Annotated in this window: 15 protein-coding genes; 4 read left to right on the top strand and 11 right to left on the bottom strand. The window is 74.8% G+C overall.

Going from position 1 to position 16,351, the window contains the following annotated elements; genetic code table 11:
- Window positions 1–6 precede the first annotated feature (6 nt).
- The 4 genes from NP075_RS08120 to mraZ form a co-directional block, all read right to left on the bottom strand.
- Window positions 7–1,713 (bottom strand): peptidoglycan D,D-transpeptidase FtsI family protein, encoded by a 1,707-nt coding sequence (locus NP075_RS08120; protein WP_227564986.1) that lies wholly within the window; start codon window positions 1,711–1,713, stop codon window positions 7–9.
- Window positions 1,714–1,994: 281 nt separating this feature from the next.
- Window positions 1,995–2,414, bottom strand: coding sequence for a cell division protein FtsL (gene ftsL, locus NP075_RS08115; protein ID WP_227564987.1), 420 nt, complete (start codon window positions 2,412–2,414; stop codon window positions 1,995–1,997).
- Entirely contained in the window at window positions 2,411–3,415 is a 1,005-nt protein-coding gene (gene rsmH, locus NP075_RS08110) for a 16S rRNA (cytosine(1402)-N(4))-methyltransferase RsmH (RefSeq protein WP_227564988.1), read from the bottom strand. The genes ftsL and rsmH overlap by 4 nt, the downstream gene beginning before the upstream one ends.
- Before the next feature lie 306 nt (window positions 3,416–3,721).
- Window positions 3,722–4,195 (bottom strand): division/cell wall cluster transcriptional repressor MraZ, encoded by a 474-nt coding sequence (gene mraZ / locus NP075_RS08105; protein WP_227564989.1) that lies wholly within the window; start codon window positions 4,193–4,195, stop codon window positions 3,722–3,724.
- A gap of 456 nt (window positions 4,196–4,651) precedes the next feature.
- On the opposite strand from mraZ, the gene NP075_RS08100 reads away from it, so the two are divergent.
- The 3 genes from NP075_RS08100 to NP075_RS08090 are packed head-to-tail and all read left to right on the top strand — an operon-like array spanning window position 4,652 to window position 9,242.
- Window positions 4,652–5,650: an AAA family ATPase gene (locus tag NP075_RS08100; RefSeq protein WP_227564990.1), complete on the top strand. Its 999-nt coding sequence runs from the start codon at window positions 4,652–4,654 to the stop codon at window positions 5,648–5,650.
- The gene (locus NP075_RS08095) at window positions 5,650–6,918 is read left to right on the top strand and encodes a DUF58 domain-containing protein (RefSeq protein WP_227564991.1); all 1,269 of its coding nucleotides are present in this window, start codon (window positions 5,650–5,652) and stop codon (window positions 6,916–6,918) included. The genes NP075_RS08100 and NP075_RS08095 overlap by 1 nt, the downstream gene beginning before the upstream one ends.
- A complete protein-coding gene (locus NP075_RS08090; protein ID WP_227564992.1) occupies window positions 6,915–9,242 on the top strand; it encodes a transglutaminase TgpA family protein in 2,328 nt (775 codons plus the stop codon). The genes NP075_RS08095 and NP075_RS08090 overlap by 4 nt, the downstream gene beginning before the upstream one ends.
- Before the next feature lie 93 nt (window positions 9,243–9,335).
- Here NP075_RS08090 and NP075_RS08085 read toward each other — a convergent pair whose 3' ends face one another.
- Both NP075_RS08085 and NP075_RS08080 read right to left on the bottom strand, forming a co-directional pair.
- Window positions 9,336–9,731 (bottom strand): SCO2097 family morphological protein, encoded by a 396-nt coding sequence (locus NP075_RS08085; protein ID WP_227564993.1) that lies wholly within the window; start codon window positions 9,729–9,731, stop codon window positions 9,336–9,338.
- A gap of 149 nt (window positions 9,732–9,880) precedes the next feature.
- The gene (locus tag NP075_RS08080; protein ID WP_227564994.1) at window positions 9,881–10,321 is read right to left on the bottom strand and encodes an SAV_6107 family HEPN domain-containing protein; all 441 of its coding nucleotides are present in this window, start codon (window positions 10,319–10,321) and stop codon (window positions 9,881–9,883) included.
- 199 nt (window positions 10,322–10,520) lie between these two features.
- On the opposite strand from NP075_RS08080, the gene NP075_RS08075 reads away from it, so the two are divergent.
- Window positions 10,521–11,318 (top strand): spermidine synthase, encoded by a 798-nt coding sequence (locus NP075_RS08075; RefSeq protein ID WP_227564995.1) that lies wholly within the window; start codon window positions 10,521–10,523, stop codon window positions 11,316–11,318.
- 88 nt (window positions 11,319–11,406) lie between these two features.
- On the opposite strand, the gene NP075_RS08070 is transcribed toward NP075_RS08075, so the two are convergent.
- The 5 genes from NP075_RS08070 to NP075_RS08050 form a co-directional block, all read right to left on the bottom strand.
- Window positions 11,407–11,610, bottom strand: a complete 204-nt coding sequence (locus NP075_RS08070; protein WP_227564996.1) for a cold-shock protein — start codon at window positions 11,608–11,610, stop codon at window positions 11,407–11,409.
- Window positions 11,611–11,900: 290 nt separating this feature from the next.
- Window positions 11,901–12,845: a proteasome assembly chaperone family protein gene (locus tag NP075_RS08065; RefSeq protein ID WP_227564997.1), complete on the bottom strand. Its 945-nt coding sequence runs from the start codon at window positions 12,843–12,845 to the stop codon at window positions 11,901–11,903.
- Window positions 12,846–12,931: 86 nt separating this feature from the next.
- Window positions 12,932–13,369 (bottom strand): response regulator, encoded by a 438-nt coding sequence (locus NP075_RS08060; protein ID WP_227564998.1) that lies wholly within the window; start codon window positions 13,367–13,369, stop codon window positions 12,932–12,934.
- 1 nt (window position 13,370) lies between these two features.
- On the bottom strand, window positions 13,371–14,975 hold the full coding sequence (locus NP075_RS08055) for a sensor histidine kinase (protein WP_227564999.1): 1,605 nt from the start codon (window positions 14,973–14,975) through the stop codon (window positions 13,371–13,373).
- Window positions 14,972–16,189 (bottom strand): PP2C family protein-serine/threonine phosphatase, encoded by a 1,218-nt coding sequence (locus NP075_RS08050; protein WP_227565000.1) that lies wholly within the window; start codon window positions 16,187–16,189, stop codon window positions 14,972–14,974. The genes NP075_RS08055 and NP075_RS08050 overlap by 4 nt, the downstream gene beginning before the upstream one ends.
- Between the last annotated feature and the right edge of the window lie 162 nt (window positions 16,190–16,351).

Raw genomic sequence — 16,351 nt, 5'->3', positions numbered from 1 at the left:
GCCCGGTCACTCCCACGTCGCCGGGAAGAGGTTCGCCGGGGTCCCCGAGGGCGCGACGCCCAGCTGCTGCAGCGCGTAGCTGGTGACCGTCGAGAAGACGGGCGCCGCCACGGTGCCGCCGAAGATCGACGAGCGCGGGTTGTGCAGGATGACGGCCGTCACCACCTGCGGGTCGTCCGCGGGGGCGACCCCGATGAAGGACGCCGTGAAGCCGCTGGGGTTGAACCGCTGCGCCGTGCCGGTCTTGCCCGCGACGCGGTAGCCGGGGATCGCGGCGTCGCCGCCCGTGCCCTCGTCGACGGCGCTCTCCATCATCGACAGCACCGTCCGCGCGGTCTGCGGGGAGACCACCTGCGTGCCCGGCGCCTGCGCGACGGGCGTGTACTGCCCGTCCGGCGACGTCCAGCCCGCGATGAGGTGGGGCGCGACCCGCACGCCGTCGTTCGCGACCGTGGCGAACACGCTCGCGGCCTGCAGCGCGTTCACCGAGACCGCCTGCCCGAACAGCACCGCGTACTCGTCGCGGCCCTGCCACTTCTCGACCGGGTGCAGGATGCCCGGCGACTCGCCGGGCATCTCGATGCCCGTGCGTGTCCCGAAGCCGAACGCCGAGAGGTACTGGTGGCGCTGCTCCTTGGACAGGCGCTGACCGATGAGCACCGTGCCGACGTTGGAGGACTCGGCGAAGATGCCGGTCGCCGTGAGCTTCTCCACGCCGTGGTCGTGCGAGTCCTTGATCGTCTCGCCGTGCGGGGTCGTCCAGCGGTCGGCCACCTCGAACCGGTCGGTCGGCCCGACCACGCCGGCCTCGAGCGCGGCGGCCATGGTGACGACCTTGCTCGTCGAGCCGGGCTCGAACACCTCCGACACGCTCTTCGACAACGCCGTGGTCGCCTGGTCCCCCGGTGCGTTCGGGTCGAACGCGGTCGACTCCGCGAGCGCGAGGACCTCCCCGGTCCGCGGGCGCATGACGACGACGGTGCCCCCGTCCGCGCCCGTCTCGGCGACCTTGGCCCGCAGCTCCTCCTCCGCCTTCCACTGCAGGTCGGAGTCGATCGTCAGGCGCGCCGAGCTGCCGTTCTGCGCCGGCGTCGCCTCCTGCTGCCCGCCGGGGATGGGCTGCCCGCCCTTGCCGCGCTCGTAGCGGTCCTCGCCCTCCGCGCCCTTCAGGTCGGCGTCCAGGGCGTACTCGAGCCCCTGCAGCCCGGTGCCGTTGGAGTTCACGAAGCCCACGATGTTCCCCGCGACGGTGCCCTTGGGGTAGACGCGGTCGGCGACCTTCTCGACCCCCACGCCGTCGAGGCGCAGCGCGCGCACCTCGCGCGCGACGTCCGGGAGCACGTCGCGGGCGACGATGACGTAGCCCCGGTCGCCGACCAGGCGACCGCCCAGCTCCGCCGCGTTCAGGCCCAGCAGCGGCGCGAGCCGGGACGCCACGCCCGCGGCGCCGTCCAGGCCCTCGGACGTGCCGCGCGCGCGGTACGTCGCCACCTGCTTCTGGTTCACCGTCACGTGGTACCGCTCCACGGACGTCGCCAGGACGACACCGTTCGCGTCGGTGATCTCGCCGCGCGCGCCCAGCACGCGGGCGGTCGTCATCCGGTTCTCGCGGGCCTCCTGCGCGAGCTCGGGGCCCGCGATCCCCTGCACGTACACGAGGCGCCCGGTGAACGTCACGAGCACGAGCACCAGGACGACGATGAGCGCGATCATGCGCGGACGGGACGCGACGACGGTGGGACCGGTCGCGCCGGCGCCCGGCGGGCGTCCGCCGGTCCTGGCCGGGGACGCGGTGGCGCGCGGCGCCACGCCGGCCCGCCGACCCGGCGGGTCCTGCGGCGGCCGACGGTGCGGCACGGTGCCGGCGCGCTCGCTCACCCGGCCCACCGTGCCATGCCCACCGGCGCGGGCCGGCGCGACGCGCGGTCCGGGTGATCCCGGCTGCCGACGTGCGGGACGGGCGGCCGGGGCGCTGCGACCGGTGGAGGCCATGCTCAGCCGTCCGCGGGTGCCGGGGCTCCCTGGACGCTGCCGTCCGCGAGCCGCAGCCAGCCGGTGCCGTTCGCCTCGACCATGCCCCGGGCGCGTGCCGCCTCCGCGAGCTGCGTGGGCGACGAGCGCGCGTCGAGCTGCGCGACGAGGTCCATGCGGTCCTGCCGGAGGCGGCCCAGCTCGTTGGACAGCTCGTAGCGCTCGAACGCGAGCGACGCCATCTGCGTGTTCAGGAGCAGCGCCGTGAGGAGCGCGCCGCCGAGCACCGCCATGCAGGCGAGCACGAAGGGCACCCGGGACCGTGCCTGGGCGGGCGCGCGGACGACCCGCAGCCGGGGCGGCGGGGCGACGGCGGGGCGGGCGGGCTGCGGGTACGCACGGGCGGCACCGGTACGGGCGGCGGCCTGGGGCAGGGCGCTCATGCGGCTCTCCTCGGGGTGCGCAGGTGGTCGGGGGTGGGGCGCAGGCGCTCGGCGGCACGCAGACGGACGGACTGGGACCGCGGGTTGCGGGCGAGCTCCTCGGCGTCCGCCTCCTCCGCGCCACGCGTGAGCAGGCGCAGGTACGGCGTGTGCGTGGCCGGCTCGACGGGCAGGTCGGGTGGGGCGCTGGACGTGGCGCCCGCCGCGAGGGCGCGCTTGACGATCCGGTCCTCGAGGGACTGGTACGACTCGACGACGATGCGTCCGCCCACCGCCAGCGCCTCGATCGAGGCCGGCACGGCCCGCTCGAGGGCGGCGAGCTCGCCGTTGACCTCGATGCGCAGCGCCTGGAACGTGCGCTTGGCCGGGTGCCCACCGGTGCGGCGGGTCGCGGCCGGCACGCCGGCACGCACGATCTCCACCAGCTCGGACGTCCGCGTCAGCGGTGCCCGCTCGCGCCGTCGCACGATGCCGCGCGCGATCCGGGAGGCGAACCGCTCCTCGCCGTACACACGCAGCACGCGGGCGATGTCCCGCTCCTCGTACGTGTTGAGCACGTCGGCGGCCGTCGGCCCGGTCGTGGGGTCCATGCGCATGTCGAGCGGGGCGTCGTGCGCGTACGCGAAGCCGCGCTCGGCCTCGTCGAGCTGCAGCGACGAGACGCCGAGGTCCATGAGCACGCCCTGCACCGCGGGGATGCCGAGGTCCTCGAGCACGTCGGTGATCTCGTCGTACACCGCGTGCACGCCGGTGAACCGGTCCCCGAACGGCGCGAGCCGCTCGGAGGCGAGCGCGAGCGCCTGCGGGTCGCGGTCGATGCCGACCACCCGGACGTGCTCGAAGGCGCGCAGCACGCCCTCCGTGTGGCCGCCCATGCCGAGCGTCGAGTCCACCATGACGGCGTCCGGGACCGCGAGCGCGGGCGCCAGGAGGTCCAGGCAGCGCTGCAGGAGCACGGGCGTGTGGCGGCCCGCGGCCCCGCCGTCGGTCTGCTCGTCCATCGCCCCTCCTCCCGGGTCGTCGCCGTCGTTCTGCCGTGGTGCAGATGTGACGGATGGTGCTGGTGGTGCTGGTGATACATGTGGATGGCCGAACGGTCCCTCCACCGTCCGGCCAGATCCCCCACCGACCCTCTGGCGCCGGGGAAGTGGCGTCAGAACGGACGGGGGGAGGTCTCGACGGGCGGAGCGAGGGCGAGCGGCTGGGGGTGTACGGGGCCGCACCGTCCGCGGTGGTGGTGCGGACGGTGGAGGCCGTGCGGTCGGGACGGGTGCGACGCGGTGGCCCGGTGCGGGCCTGCCGACGGCTCAGAAGGGGCCGTTCGGGAAGACCTCCTCGGTCGTGTCGGCGTAACCCGCCTCCTGCTCGGACAAGTAGGTCTCCCAGGCGGCGAGATCCCAGATCTCGACCCGGGTACCGGTGCCGATGACGGCGACGTCCCGGTCGAGGCCGGCATAGGTGCGCAGCATCGGCGGGATGGAGATACGACCCTGCTTGTCGGGCAGCTCGTCGCTGGCCCCGGACAGGAACACGCGCAGGTAGTCACGCGCCTGCTTGCTCGTGACCGGAGCGGTCCTCAGCTGGTCGTGCATCCGGCGGAACTCGTCCATCGGCAGCACGAACAGGCAGCGCTCCTGTCCGCGCGTCATGACGAGCCCTCCGGCCAGCTGCGGCCGGAACTTCGCCGGGAGGATGAGCCTCCCCTTGTCGTCCAGGCGCGGCGTGTACGTCCCGAGGAAGGGCGCGAAGGAGCCATAGCCGCTGTTCGCGTCATGTGACACCTCACTCCCCTCCTGGTCGGCCCCACGTCGTCAACCCCCCGGTGCGGAAAGGCGCCCGAGACCGCCGGACCGCCCGTCGGACGAGATCTCTCCCGCCCTCTCCACGTGGCCCCACGGTACTCCACTTCCCTCCACCCGCATCTTGTCAAGAGGCCAAGTTCACCCATCTGATGCGCGTCTTCGCAGGTCATCGCGGTGGAGCGAAGTGGGGGGCCCGGCGCGTCCCTCGCCGGCCCGCGACGCGACCTCGCGCGCCCCGCCCGACGAACCGGCAGCAAGGCGGCAATACCCGGGCACGGTGGCCGCCACGGGCCGGCGCGGAGGGTGCGGCCGGCGCGGCGCAGGCGCTCCGGGGAGGGAAGTGGAGGACGACCCGGCGGGCCCGGAGCGGGTGAACCTTGCCCGGCACGTGCCCGTCGTGCGTACGCTCGTCGCATTCCGCCGAGGGAGTCGCACATGCAGGCACTGCCGTCCCCCGACGAGCTCGACAGGCTCGTCGACACCGTCGACCGTCTGCGTACCGGGATCGAGTCGGTGGTCACCGGCCGGCCCGAGCTCGTCCGGGTGTCGCTGGCCACGCTGCTCGCCGAGGGGCACCTGCTGCTGGAGGACGTGCCCGGGGTCGGCAAGACGACGCTGGCCAAGGCGATCGGGCGCAGCATCGACGCGCAGGTCGGACGGATCCAGTTCACCCCGGACCTGCTGCCCAGCGACCTGACGGGTGTCAACATCTTCCGGGCCCAGACCCACGAGTTCGAGTTCCGGCCCGGTCCCGTGTTCGCGCACGTCGTCATCGGCGACGAGATCAACCGCGCGTCGCCCAAGACGCAGTCGGCGCTGCTCGAGTGCATGCAGGAGGCGCAGGCCACCGTCGACGGCCGCACGTACCCGCTCCCCCGGCCGTTCCTCGTGGTCGCCACGCAGAACCCCGTGGAGATGGAGGGCACGTACCCGCTCCCGGAGGCGCAGCGCGACCGCTTCATGGCGCGCCTGACGGTCGGCTACCCCAGCGTGGAGTCCGAGCTCGAGATGCTCGACCTCCAGGAGGCGTCCGACCCGCTCGCCCGGATGCGTCCGGTGACCGACGCGGCCGAGGTCCAGCACCTCATCGACGTCGCTCGGCGGCTGTACGCCGCGCCCACGGTCAAGCGCTACATCGTGGACCTGGTCACGGCGTCCCGCGAGGACGCCGGCCTCCGGCTGGGCGCGTCGCCGCGCGCGGCCATCCAGCTGCTGCGCGCCGCCAAGGCGCTGGCCGCGATGGCGGGACGCGACCACGTCCTGCCCGACGACGTGCAGGAGCTGGCGGTCCCCGTGCTGGCGCACCGCCTCCTGCCGAGCACCGAGTCGCGCCTGTCGGGCCGCACGACGCAGGACGTCGTCTCCGACATCGTCGCGCGCACACCGCTGCCCGCCGCCGAGCCCCTCGCCCGGGCCCGGCGAGCGCTGGGCTGATGCGTCGGCGCCCGACGGCGCGCGGCTGGGCGCTGGCGGCCGCGGGGGTCGTCGCGCTGCAGACGGGCATCGGGCTGGGTTCGCTCGACCTGGTGCGGATGGGTGTGCTGCTGCTGGCCGTGCCCGTGACCGCGCTCGTCGCGGTGGTGCTGGTCGACACCGTGCGGGGACGCCGCGGACTCGAGGTGCACCGCGACGTCCACCCGGAGCCGGTGCACGTCGGCCAGGAGGCCGAGGTGCGCGTCGACATCCGTGCGTCGGACCGCGCCGGGCGCGCACGCCTGGCGGGCCTGCGCTTCTCCGAGCAGGCGGCCGTCGAGCTGTCCGGAGGCCGCGCGCTGCGGGCCCGCGTGCAGCGCCGCGCGGACCACGCGACGGTCCGGTACCCCGTCCGGGCGACCCAGCGGGGACGCTGGCCGCTCGGCCCCCTCGTCGTGACGCGCACGGACACGTTCGGCGTCGTGCGCTCCCGCACGACGCTCGGCTCCGAGTCGCAGGTGGCGGTGTGGCCGGCCGTCGTCGCGCTGCCCGCTCCCTCGGACGTGCTCGTCGGCGAGCCCGACCGCGTCGCGCTCGGCGCCCGGACGCCCTCGACCGACGACGCCAACCTGCGCGACTACCGCGAGGGCGACGACCTGCGCCGTGTCCACTGGACGTCCAGCGCACGGCGCGGGACCTTGCTCGTGCGGTCGGACGAGCGGGCCGGCATGCGCCCGGTGTCCGTGCTCATGGACCTGCCGGTGCGCCCGAGCACGACCGAGTGGACCATCTCGGTCGCGGCGTCGATGGCGCTGGCGATGCTCGACAGCGGGCACCCCGTGCGCCTCGCCGGGTCCGGCATCGCGGTGGGCACCGCCACCGGCGCGGCCCGGGCCGCCTCCCCGTACGTCCACGCCCGCAGCGGACCGGAGGCGCGCGCCGCGCTCCTGGACCTGACCCTCGACCTGACCCCGGCGCGCACGAGCACCGACGGCGAGGCCGCGCTGCTCGACGCGGTCCGGCTGCTGGACACGTCGCACGCGTCCGGGGAGATCGTCCTCGCCGTCATCGGGCCGCTGAGCGCACCCGGACGGGCCGCGCTCGCCCACGTCGCCGACACCGCCCAGGGCTGGGCCCTGGTGCGCGAGGACGGCCGCCACGCCACGGACGCACGCGAAGCGCACCACACGGCGACGGCCCTGCGCCGCTCGGGCTGGCGGGTCGCGCAGGTCACGGCGGGCGAGGACCCCGTCCAGTGCTGGCTGCGCCTGCTGGGGAGCGCCTCGTGACGCCGGGCCCGGAGCGGGGCGGACGCGTCGTCGTGGGCAGCGCCCTGGCCGTGCTCGCGACGTGGTCCGGCCTGCTCGCGCTCACCGGGCTCGTCGCCGGACGCCGCTGGTTGCTCGTCTCCCTCGTCGCCGTGCTGGTCGTCGCCGGCGCCACCGGCCTGGCGCGCGCCGCCACCCGCACGTGGTGGGTACCGACGGCCGTCGGGGCGTTCGTCGCCCTGGTGGGGCTGGTGCTGCGGTACGGCGCGCCCCCGGGCCGCCCGCAGTTCCTGCCGGATCTCGACGCCGTCGCACGCGCCTGGACGACGGCACGCCAGGGTGTGCAGGTCGTCAACGACTCGTACGTCCCCATGCCGGACGTGCGGCCCGGCGAGATGCTCGTCGTCATCGGTGCGCTGGCGGTCTACCTGCTGGTCGACGCCGCCGTGCTGACGCTGCGGGTGCCGGCGGTCAGCGGCGTCGCGCTCCTCGCGCTGTGGATCCCCGCGATCGTGCTCGGTTTCCCCGCGGGCGCCGCGCCGATGTTCTGGACCGCGTGCGCGTACCTCGCCCTGCTCGCGTACGGTGCCGCCCCGTTGCACGCGCACGCCGGACGGGTGCGCCGCATCTGCACCGCGACGGTCACCACCGTGGTCCTGGCGTGCGGGAGCCTGCTCGCGGGCCCGCCCCTCATGGACCTGCCGGGGTGGGCGAGCGTGGCCCTGCCGACGTTCGGCGACGGACCCGTCGGTCCCCTCGAGCTCAGCGACGACCTCGACCTGCGCGAGAGCCTGGGCGCCCGCTCGGGCCAGGTCGTCCTGACGTACCGCGTCAGCGACCCGAGTGCGCCCGACGGGACCGCCGGCGCGGACTCCGTCGTGGCGGAGGCCGCCGTCGCGACCGTGGACCCGTCCGCGACGCCCGCACCCACGGGCGAGCCCACCGAGCCGACGACACCCGCGATCGACGCCCGGCTCGTCGGGCCGCTGCGCGCGTTCACGCTCACGACGTTCGACGGGCGTCTCTGGGAGCGGACAGACAACGACCAGCTCGACCCGTGGGACCCCGCCGCCCTCCTGGCGTCCGACCCGCAGGTGCTCGGCACCGCGCCCGACCCGGCCGTGGGCTCGTTGGCCCAGGTCGACGTCGAGGTCGGCGCACTGCGGGAGCGACGGCTGCCGGTCAGCACGTTCCCGCGCACCGTGGCCGTCGGAGGCGACTGGGGGTACGACCCGCTGCGGGACGAGGTCGTCGGGGAACGCGCCACCAGCGACGGTCTGACGTACAGCATGCTCGTGCAGGTGCCGACGCTGACCGCGCAGGACCTGCGCGGCGCGCGCGTCGGCCGCCCGACGGACGCCGACCTGTACACGGCCCTGCCGGGGACCGAGCACCGCGAGGACATCGCGGCGCTCGCCGCACAGGTGACCGAGGACTCCGTCGGCCCGTACGACCAGGCCCTGGACCTCCAGACGTGGCTGCGGTCCGCCGCGAACTTCACCTACGACACCCGCGTGCCGCCCGCGCGGACCTCGGACGCGGTGTGGGACTTCCTCGAGGACCGCCGCGGGTACTGCGTGCAGTTCGCGACCGCCATGGCGATGATGGCCCGCACGCTCGACATCCCGTCGCGGGTCGGGGTCGGCTTCCTCCCCGGCCAGCGCACCGACGACGGCGAGTACGTCGTGACGGGCCGGCTGGCGCACGCCTGGCCGGAGCTGTACTTCGACGGGCTCGGCTGGGTGCGGTTCGAGCCGACCCCCGCGTCGCAGAGCGGTCCGCCGCCCGTCTGGGCGGACCCGTTCAGCGCCGCCTCGGGCGCGGGCTCCTTCACCGAGGAGGTACCGCAGCAGCAGCAGGGAACGGCGCCGACCGCGGCGGCGACCGCTCCGGCCACCGTGCCGTCGGGTGTCGACGAGGAGACCACGTCGTGGGTGCCGGTCGGGGTGAGCGTCGCTCTGGTGCTGCTGGTGGCCGGCGCGGCGTCGGTGGCTGCGCTCCTCGTGCGTCGCCGTCGGCGGTGGGTGCCGACGCCGGAGCACGCCTGGTGGGCGCTGCGCCGCGAGCTCGCCCGCCTCGACGTGCGGTGGTCGGACGCGACGAGCCCACGCGGCGTCGTGCGGCAGGTCGACCAGGTCGTCGCCGCACGGACGGGACGCGGGCTCGCCGGCCCACCGCGCGACGCCCTCGAACGGCTCGCCCGGGCCGTGGAACGGGCGCGCTACGCGCCGACGGCCGAGGTGCACACCCCGGAGGAGCTCGACGCCTGGGTGCGGCAGGTGCGCGACGGGGTCCGCGACGCGCTCACGCAGGCCGCGGCGCCGGAACCCGCCCGGATCGGCTGACGGCGCCCGCCACCGACGGACGACGTCGGTCGCGCGAGCGGACCGTGCGGCGCACCCGTCGCGCCCGCGCCCGGGGCGCGGGACGTGGTCGGCTCAGCGCCCGTCGCCCTCGCGGCGGTGGTCCCACCGCTGCTCGAGCCGCGACATGAACCCCTGCTTCTTCGCTGCTGCCGGAGCCGGACGCACCGTCCCGTCGGGGGCGACCGTGCCCTGCGGACCGGTGCGCTCGGGACGCGGCGCGGCGAACGCGAACGCGACCGCGGCGAACATCACGACGAAGCCGATGGCACCGAGCCACGGGCGTGACGTGGCCGCCCCGATGACGAGCAGCAGGAGACCGACGACGGCTCCGGCGCCGGCAACGACGTAGCGCGTGGCGGCGCGATGACCGCCACGGCGGGTGAGCGTGTTGGCGAGCCGAGGGTCGTCAGACGTCAGCTGGCGCTCCATCTGCTCGAGCACGCGCTGCTCGTACTCGGAGAGTGGCATCCCGACCCCCGTCGCACTCCGGTGGACTATGTGGCCTCAGGATAGATCGGCTGGCACCAAGGTGGTAGTCGAGCGACCGTCGGCAGGGCCATCATCATGCGGCACGGACAGGCGGGACCGCTACCTCCCGGCACCACGGCGCCAGGTATTCACGTGCCCGCGACGGCGGGCAGGTCGAGCGTCGCCCCCGCGTCGTCGGCCAGCATGCCACGGACCGCGTCCACCAGGTCCTCCGCGGCGCACAGCGCACGCTCCGCCCGGATCGGTGTGACCAGCTCGAAACGACCCGCGTCGACGGCCGCGCGCAACGACGCCGACTGGGCGAACAGCGCCGAGAGCGTGTGGAGCTCCGGTGCCACCGCGTCGAGCATCCCCCACACCGTGCGCGGCGCCCCTCGCCCCGACGGCCGCCCGCGGGCGGCGACCAGCGCGGCTCCGGCGCGCAGCGCCGCGAGGTGCGCGTGGGAGAACATCTCCCACGGCTCACCCGAGAACTGGGCGGCCAACAGCTCGGCGTCCGCCCGTCCCAGCAGCTGTGCGGACTGCGGGAGGAGGGTCGCGGGGTCCAGCACACCCGTACGTCCGACCATCGGTCCCACCTCCTGTCGCGGCGGCTCGCCCGCCGTGCTCATCTTCGAACACATGTTCGAACTCGTCAATCCCCCGACCCCGTCCGCCCGGTCCACGACGTACCGTGTGCGCGTGGCTGCCCGACGTCGTGAACCATCGTCCCGCCGACCACCGACATCCCGGTCGGCACCCGGCGGCCCCGCCTGGCCCGACGGCCCCGTGCCGGTCTCGACCGGGACCGCGCAGGTCGTGCCCGAGCCCGGCAGGCCACGGGCCGCCACCCTGCTGGTGAACGGCGTCCCGAGCTCCTTCGTGGACCTGGACGACCCCGGGCTGCTCGACTTCGAGTACATGCAGCACGCCGCCGCGGTGGTCGAGGTGGTGGCCCGGCGCCGCGCGGACCTGACGGTCGTGCACCTGGGCGCCGGCGGGTGCGCGCTGGCGCGGGCGGTCGCGCACCGCCACCCCGCCGCGCGGCAGCTCGCCGTCGAGCTGGACGGGGAGCTGGCGCGGCTCGCGCGCGAGTGGTTCGACCTCCCCCGCGCCCCGGCCCTGCGGCTGCGCACCGGGGAGGCCCGTGCGGAGCTGACGCGTCTGCCGGACGCCACCTACGACGTCGTCGCGCGCGACGTCTTCGCCGGCGACCGGACCCCCGACCACCTGACCACGCTGGAGTTCGCACGCGAGGTGCGGCGCGTCCTGCGCCCCGGCGGGGCCTACGTGGCGAACTGCGCGGACAAGCCCCCGCTGGCGCTCGCACGCGCGGAGGTCGCGACCATCGCCGCGGCGTTCCGGTACGTGGGCGTGGTCGCGGAGCCGGCCCAGCTGCGTGGGCGCCGGTACGGCAACCTGCTGCTCGTCGGCACCGACGACGGCGAGCTGCTGGACGACGCGGGGCTGGCGCGCACGCTGCGGACGCTCCCCGTGCCCGCCCGCCTGCTCGACGACGGCGAGGCCCGCGCGTTCGCGGGGGCCGCCGTCCCGCGCCACGACCCCGAGGCGGACGGCGCGGGCTGAGCGCGGGGCCGCACGCGCGACGGGGCCGCACCCTCGTCGGGTGCGGCCCCGTCGTCCGCAGACGCCCGGCCGAGGCCGGGCGGTCAGGTCACACCGGGCGGACGTGCTCCGCCTGCGGACCCTTCTGACCCTGCGTGATCTCGAACTCCACGCGCTGACCCTCGTCGAGCGAGCGGTAGCCCTGCGTGTCGATGGCCGAGTAGTGGACGAAGACGTCGGGGCCACCGTCGTCCTGGGCGATAAACCCGAAGCCCTTCTCGGAGTTGAACCACTTGACCGCGCCCTGTGCCATGTCGAGCATCCTTCTGTCCCACCGGGTGACCACCGCGGGCCGGTGCCCGCGGTGTGCCGCAATGTCTCACGTCCTGCACCGGGTGGTCCCGTCCCCGCCATTCCAGGGGACCTGACGGATCCTCACGCCCGCCGCCCCGAGGGGCCGCGGGCAGCAGACCGGTCGAGCGTCCGTATGCCACTGCAACGGCTGCATCCTTGCACGCCCGGTGTGGCGTACGCCACGAGATGAGTGGTTCGCCCCGCTCCGCGGCGGCAACGATCCGGTCACGGCGGCCGCGCCCCGACCCGTCAGCCGGTGGGCCCGCCGTCACCGTCCTGGTCGGTCTGCTCGGCGAGGAAGCGCTCGAGCTCGGCGCCGATCTCCTCCGCCGTCGGCAGGTCGGCGGCCTGCGCGAGCAGGCTGGTGCGGCCGACGCTGCGGGTGTACGCGTCGTACTGCTCCTCGAGGGCGTGCACGACGGCGGCGACCTCCGTGGACCCCTCCACCTGGCGCTCGACCTCCTGCATCACCTCGGTGGCCGCCGGCTCCAGCGCGGCGAGGCGCAGGTCGAGGCCGGTCGCGCGCTCGACGTGACGCAGGCCCTCCAGCCCGGCCGCCGGGTAGGGCGACTGCGCGAGGTAGTGCGGGACGTGCACGGCGAAGCCCATCGCGTCGTGCCCGGACTCGCCGAGGCGCAGCTCGAGCAGCGCCGCCGCACTCCCGGGCACCTGCACCGTCCCGAAGAGCGAGGTGTGGTCCGCCACCAGCTCGGCACGCGTCGCGTGCGCCGTGACGGACACCGGCCGGGTGTGCGGCACCCCCATGGGGATGCCGTGCAGCCCGACGACGAGGGGGACGTCGAAGCGCTCGACGACCTGCCGCACCGCCGCCACCCACCGCTCCCACTGCACGTCCGGCTCGACGCCGTGGAGCAGGAGGTAGGGCACGCCGTGGGCGTCCTCGAGGAGGTCGACCACGAGCTCCGGCGCGTCGTAGTGCGTCCAGCCCGAGTCGAACGTCATGACGGGGCGGCGCGAGCGGTAGTCGACGAGCTGGTCGACGTCGAACGTCACCAGCCGCTGCGTCGCGCCGTCACCGACGAGGTGGTCCACCGCGACCTGCCCGGCCTGGCCGGCGTCGACGAACCCGCGCACCGCGTGCAGCAGCACAGGTCCGGCGCCGTGCCGTGCGGCCTGCGCCACACGCTCGGCCACGTCGGTGTCGACGTCGTAGATGTCCCGGGGGTCCAGCATCGCTCTCCACACTCGCTCTCGTCGTGTCGAGCGGTACAACGCCGACCGGGCGCGCTCTCTTCCCGATCCGGCCGGCGCTGCTCATCTCAGCGCCCGGGGAGCCGGACCACCTCGACGAAGAACTCGTCGATCTGCCGGACCACGTCGATGAACCGGTCGAAGTCCACGGGCTTGGTCACGTACGCGTTGGCGTGCAGCGAGTAGCTGCGCACGACGTCCTCCTCGGCCTCCGACGTCGTGAGGACCACGACCGGGATGGCGCGCAGCTTCTCGTCCGACTTCATCGCCTCGAGCACCTCGCGCCCGTCCATGCGGGGCAGGTTGAGGTCCAGGAGCACGAGGTCCGGCGTCGGGGCGTCGACGTGCTCGCCCTCCTTGCGCAGGAACTCCAGCGCACTCACCCCGTCGGCCACGACCGACAGGCGGTTGCGGACCTTGTTGTGCTCGAACGCCTCACGTGTCATGAGGATGTCGCCCGGGTCGTCCTCGACCAGCAGGACGTCGATCACCTTCTGCTCGGACATGTCAGCTCCGTCCTTCGTCCCCGTCGCCGGGGGTCTCGTCCTCGGCGACCGGCAGGGTCCAGCGGATGGTGGTCCCCTCCCCGTCGGTCTCCGGGATCCAGATGCGACCGCCGTGGAACTCGACGATCTTCTTGCACAGTGCCAGCCCGATCCCGGTGCCCTCGTAGAGGTCCTTGGCGTGCAGCCGCTGGAAGATGACGAACACGCGGTCGACGTACTGGGGCTCGATGCCGATCCCGTTGTCGCGGACCTCGAGCTCCCAGGCGCCCTCCACCCGGCGTGCGCTCACGTGCACCTGCGGGGGCCGGTCGGGGTGCCCGAACTTCACGGCGTTGCCGATGAGGTTCTGGAACAGCTGCACGAGCAGCGGCTCCTCGCCGCGCACCACGGGCAGGTCGTCGTGCGTGACGACGGCCCCCGCCTCCTCGATGCGCTCGGAGAGCTGGTCCTGGGCGCGTCCGAGCGCGGCCGCGAGGTCGACGTCGGTGACCTCGCCGCCCACGCGTCCGACCCGGGAGAACCCGAGCAGGTCCTGGATGAGCCGCTGCATGCGCTTGGCCCCGTCGACCGCGAAGTCGATGTACTGGTCCGCACGCTCGTCGAGCTGACCGCCGTAGCGCTTCTGCAGGAGCTGGGTGAAGCTCGCGACCTTGCGCAAGGGCTCCTGCAGGTCGTGCGACGCGACGTAGGCGAACTGCTCGAGGTCCCGGTTGGACCTGCGCAGCTCCTCGGCCTGCTCGGTCAGCCGCTGGTGCGCCTCGGAGATCTCCTCGCGCGAGGTCCGCAGCTCGGCGAGCTGCGTCACCAGGCCCAGCCGCATCCGCTCGACGTCGGCCGCGAGCGCCTCGATCTCGCCCGGGCCCTCGACGCGCACGACGTGACCGAGCTCGCCCTGCGTGACCGCGCGGGTCGCCTGACCGAGCGCGGTGACCGGGCCCAGCACCCACCGGCGCAGCGCGAACCACAGCGAGACGCCGGCCACGACCGCGGCGACGACCAGCACCAGCACCAGCGCGCCGGTCGCCGTGGTCCAGGTCTCGAGCTCGTCGACCGCGTTCGCGCGCGCCTCGCGCAGCTCGGCCATGTACGCCTCGATCGCGACGCGCGCCTCGTCGAACAGCAGCAGGCCGGCCTCGACCTCCTCCGGCGACACGGCCCCCGGGCCGCCCGCCCGGACCTCGGCCACCGTCGGGGCCGCGAACTCGTCCTGCCACCGCTCGGCCGCCTCGGCCGCGGTCCGCGCCTGCTCGACGAGGTCCGCCTGCGGCGCGATGGCCGCGAGCTCCTCGGCCAGCGAGGTGAACGTCACCTCGTCCTCGACCGACCGGTCGTACAGCTCCAGGGTGATCTCGTTGCCCGTGAGCGCGTAGCCGCGGACCGACGTCTCGGCGTCCACGAGCCGCACGTAGGCGGCGTCGGCCATCGTGACGGCGTCGAAGTACACCTCCGTCACCTCGTGCTGGGACGCCAGCGCGCGCGACAGCACGAACCCGGCGAGCACGAGCACGACGCCCAGCAGCGCACCGGCCGCGACGAGCAGCGCCGTCAGGCGCTGCCGCAGGGTCGTCGCGCGGCGCGGGCGCGCGGCCGTCGTCGGTGCGCTCACGCGTCGCACCCGATGAGCACGACGGCCGCGTCGTCCACGAGGTCCCCGCCGTGGCGCGCGCGCACGGCCGAGAGCATCCGCCCGAGCACGGGGTCCTCGTCGGGGCGCACGGCACCGTCGGTCTCGGCCGTGCCGAGCATCGTGCGGTGGGCGACGTCGAGCAGGCCCGCCTTGCCCAGACGCTGCGAGCCGTCGCCGACCGTCGCCTCGAGCAGCCCGTCGGTGTAGAGCAGGACCCGCCACGACGGACCGAGGTCGAGGCGCTGCGCCGGCCAGCCACCGCCCACGGGCACGCCCAGGGCCCGCCCACGACGGCCGGAGGGCAGCAGCACCGACGGCGAGCCCAGCAGCAGCGGGACGGGGTGCCCCGCGAGGTACAGGTCGGCGGTGCGGCGGTCGGGCAGGACGGCCAGCATCGAGACCGTGGTGAAGATCTCGGGGCGCGCGCGCTCGGCGGCCAGCACGCGCTCCAGCAGCCCGAGGATCTCGTCGGCCGGGATGCCCGCGAGCACCAGGGTGCGCCACGCCGTGCGCAGCGTCGCGCCCAGCGCCGCCTCGTCGGGGCCGTGGCCGCACACGTCCCCCACCATCGCGAGGACGGTGCCGTCCGGCCGCTCGACGACGTCGTAGAAGTCGCCGCCCAGCAGGCCGTCGCGACCCGCCCGGTACCCCACCCGGACCTCCATGCGGGTGTCCGTGACGGCCGGCGTCGGCAGCAGCGCACGCTCGAGGCGCGTCGTCTCCGCGGCGCGCACCAGGCTGCGGTACAGGGCGCGCCCGGTGTCCTCCAGGCGGCGGCGCTGCACGGCGTACCGCACGGCCCGTGCCAGCAGGTCCGGGTCGACGTCGCCCTTGGCGAGGAAGTCCTGGGCGCCGGCGGCGACGGCCTCGACCCCCGCGTCGGTGTCCGTCAGACCGGTGAGCACCACGACCGGGGGCGCGCCCGCCTCGAGGACGCGCTGCAGCGCGCTGAGCCCCATCGCGTCCGGCAGCCCGAGGTCGAGCAGCACGCAGTCGGCGTCGAGGTGCAGGAGCGCGTCGTCCACCGTGCGCACCCAGACCGTCTCGTGCGCGAGCCCGCCGTCCTGCAGGTGCTCGCGGACGAGGAGCGCGTCCCCCTCGTCGTCCTCCACGACCAGGATCCGCAGGGGTGAGTCCTCGTCCCCGGGTGCGCCGGAGTGCACGTCGTCCTCGCTGGCCGCAGAGCCGTGCACTGGCATCCTTCCGTCGATGTGCAGGAACTGTAAGCCAGGACGGCCGCGCGTGCGGAGTCGCGGACCGACCGGGCGTGCAGCGCGTCGGGGTGCACGCCGAGGGCGTCGGGAGCGGATAATGGACGGCCGCCCACGAGGGCGGCGCGCCCCGTCCCTGCGGGT

The organism is Cellulomonas wangsupingiae (genome assembly GCF_024508275.1).
GTDB lineage: Bacteria > Actinomycetota > Actinomycetes > Actinomycetales > Cellulomonadaceae > Cellulomonas > Cellulomonas wangsupingiae.
This window is presented reverse-complemented; position numbering and strand designations above follow the sequence as displayed.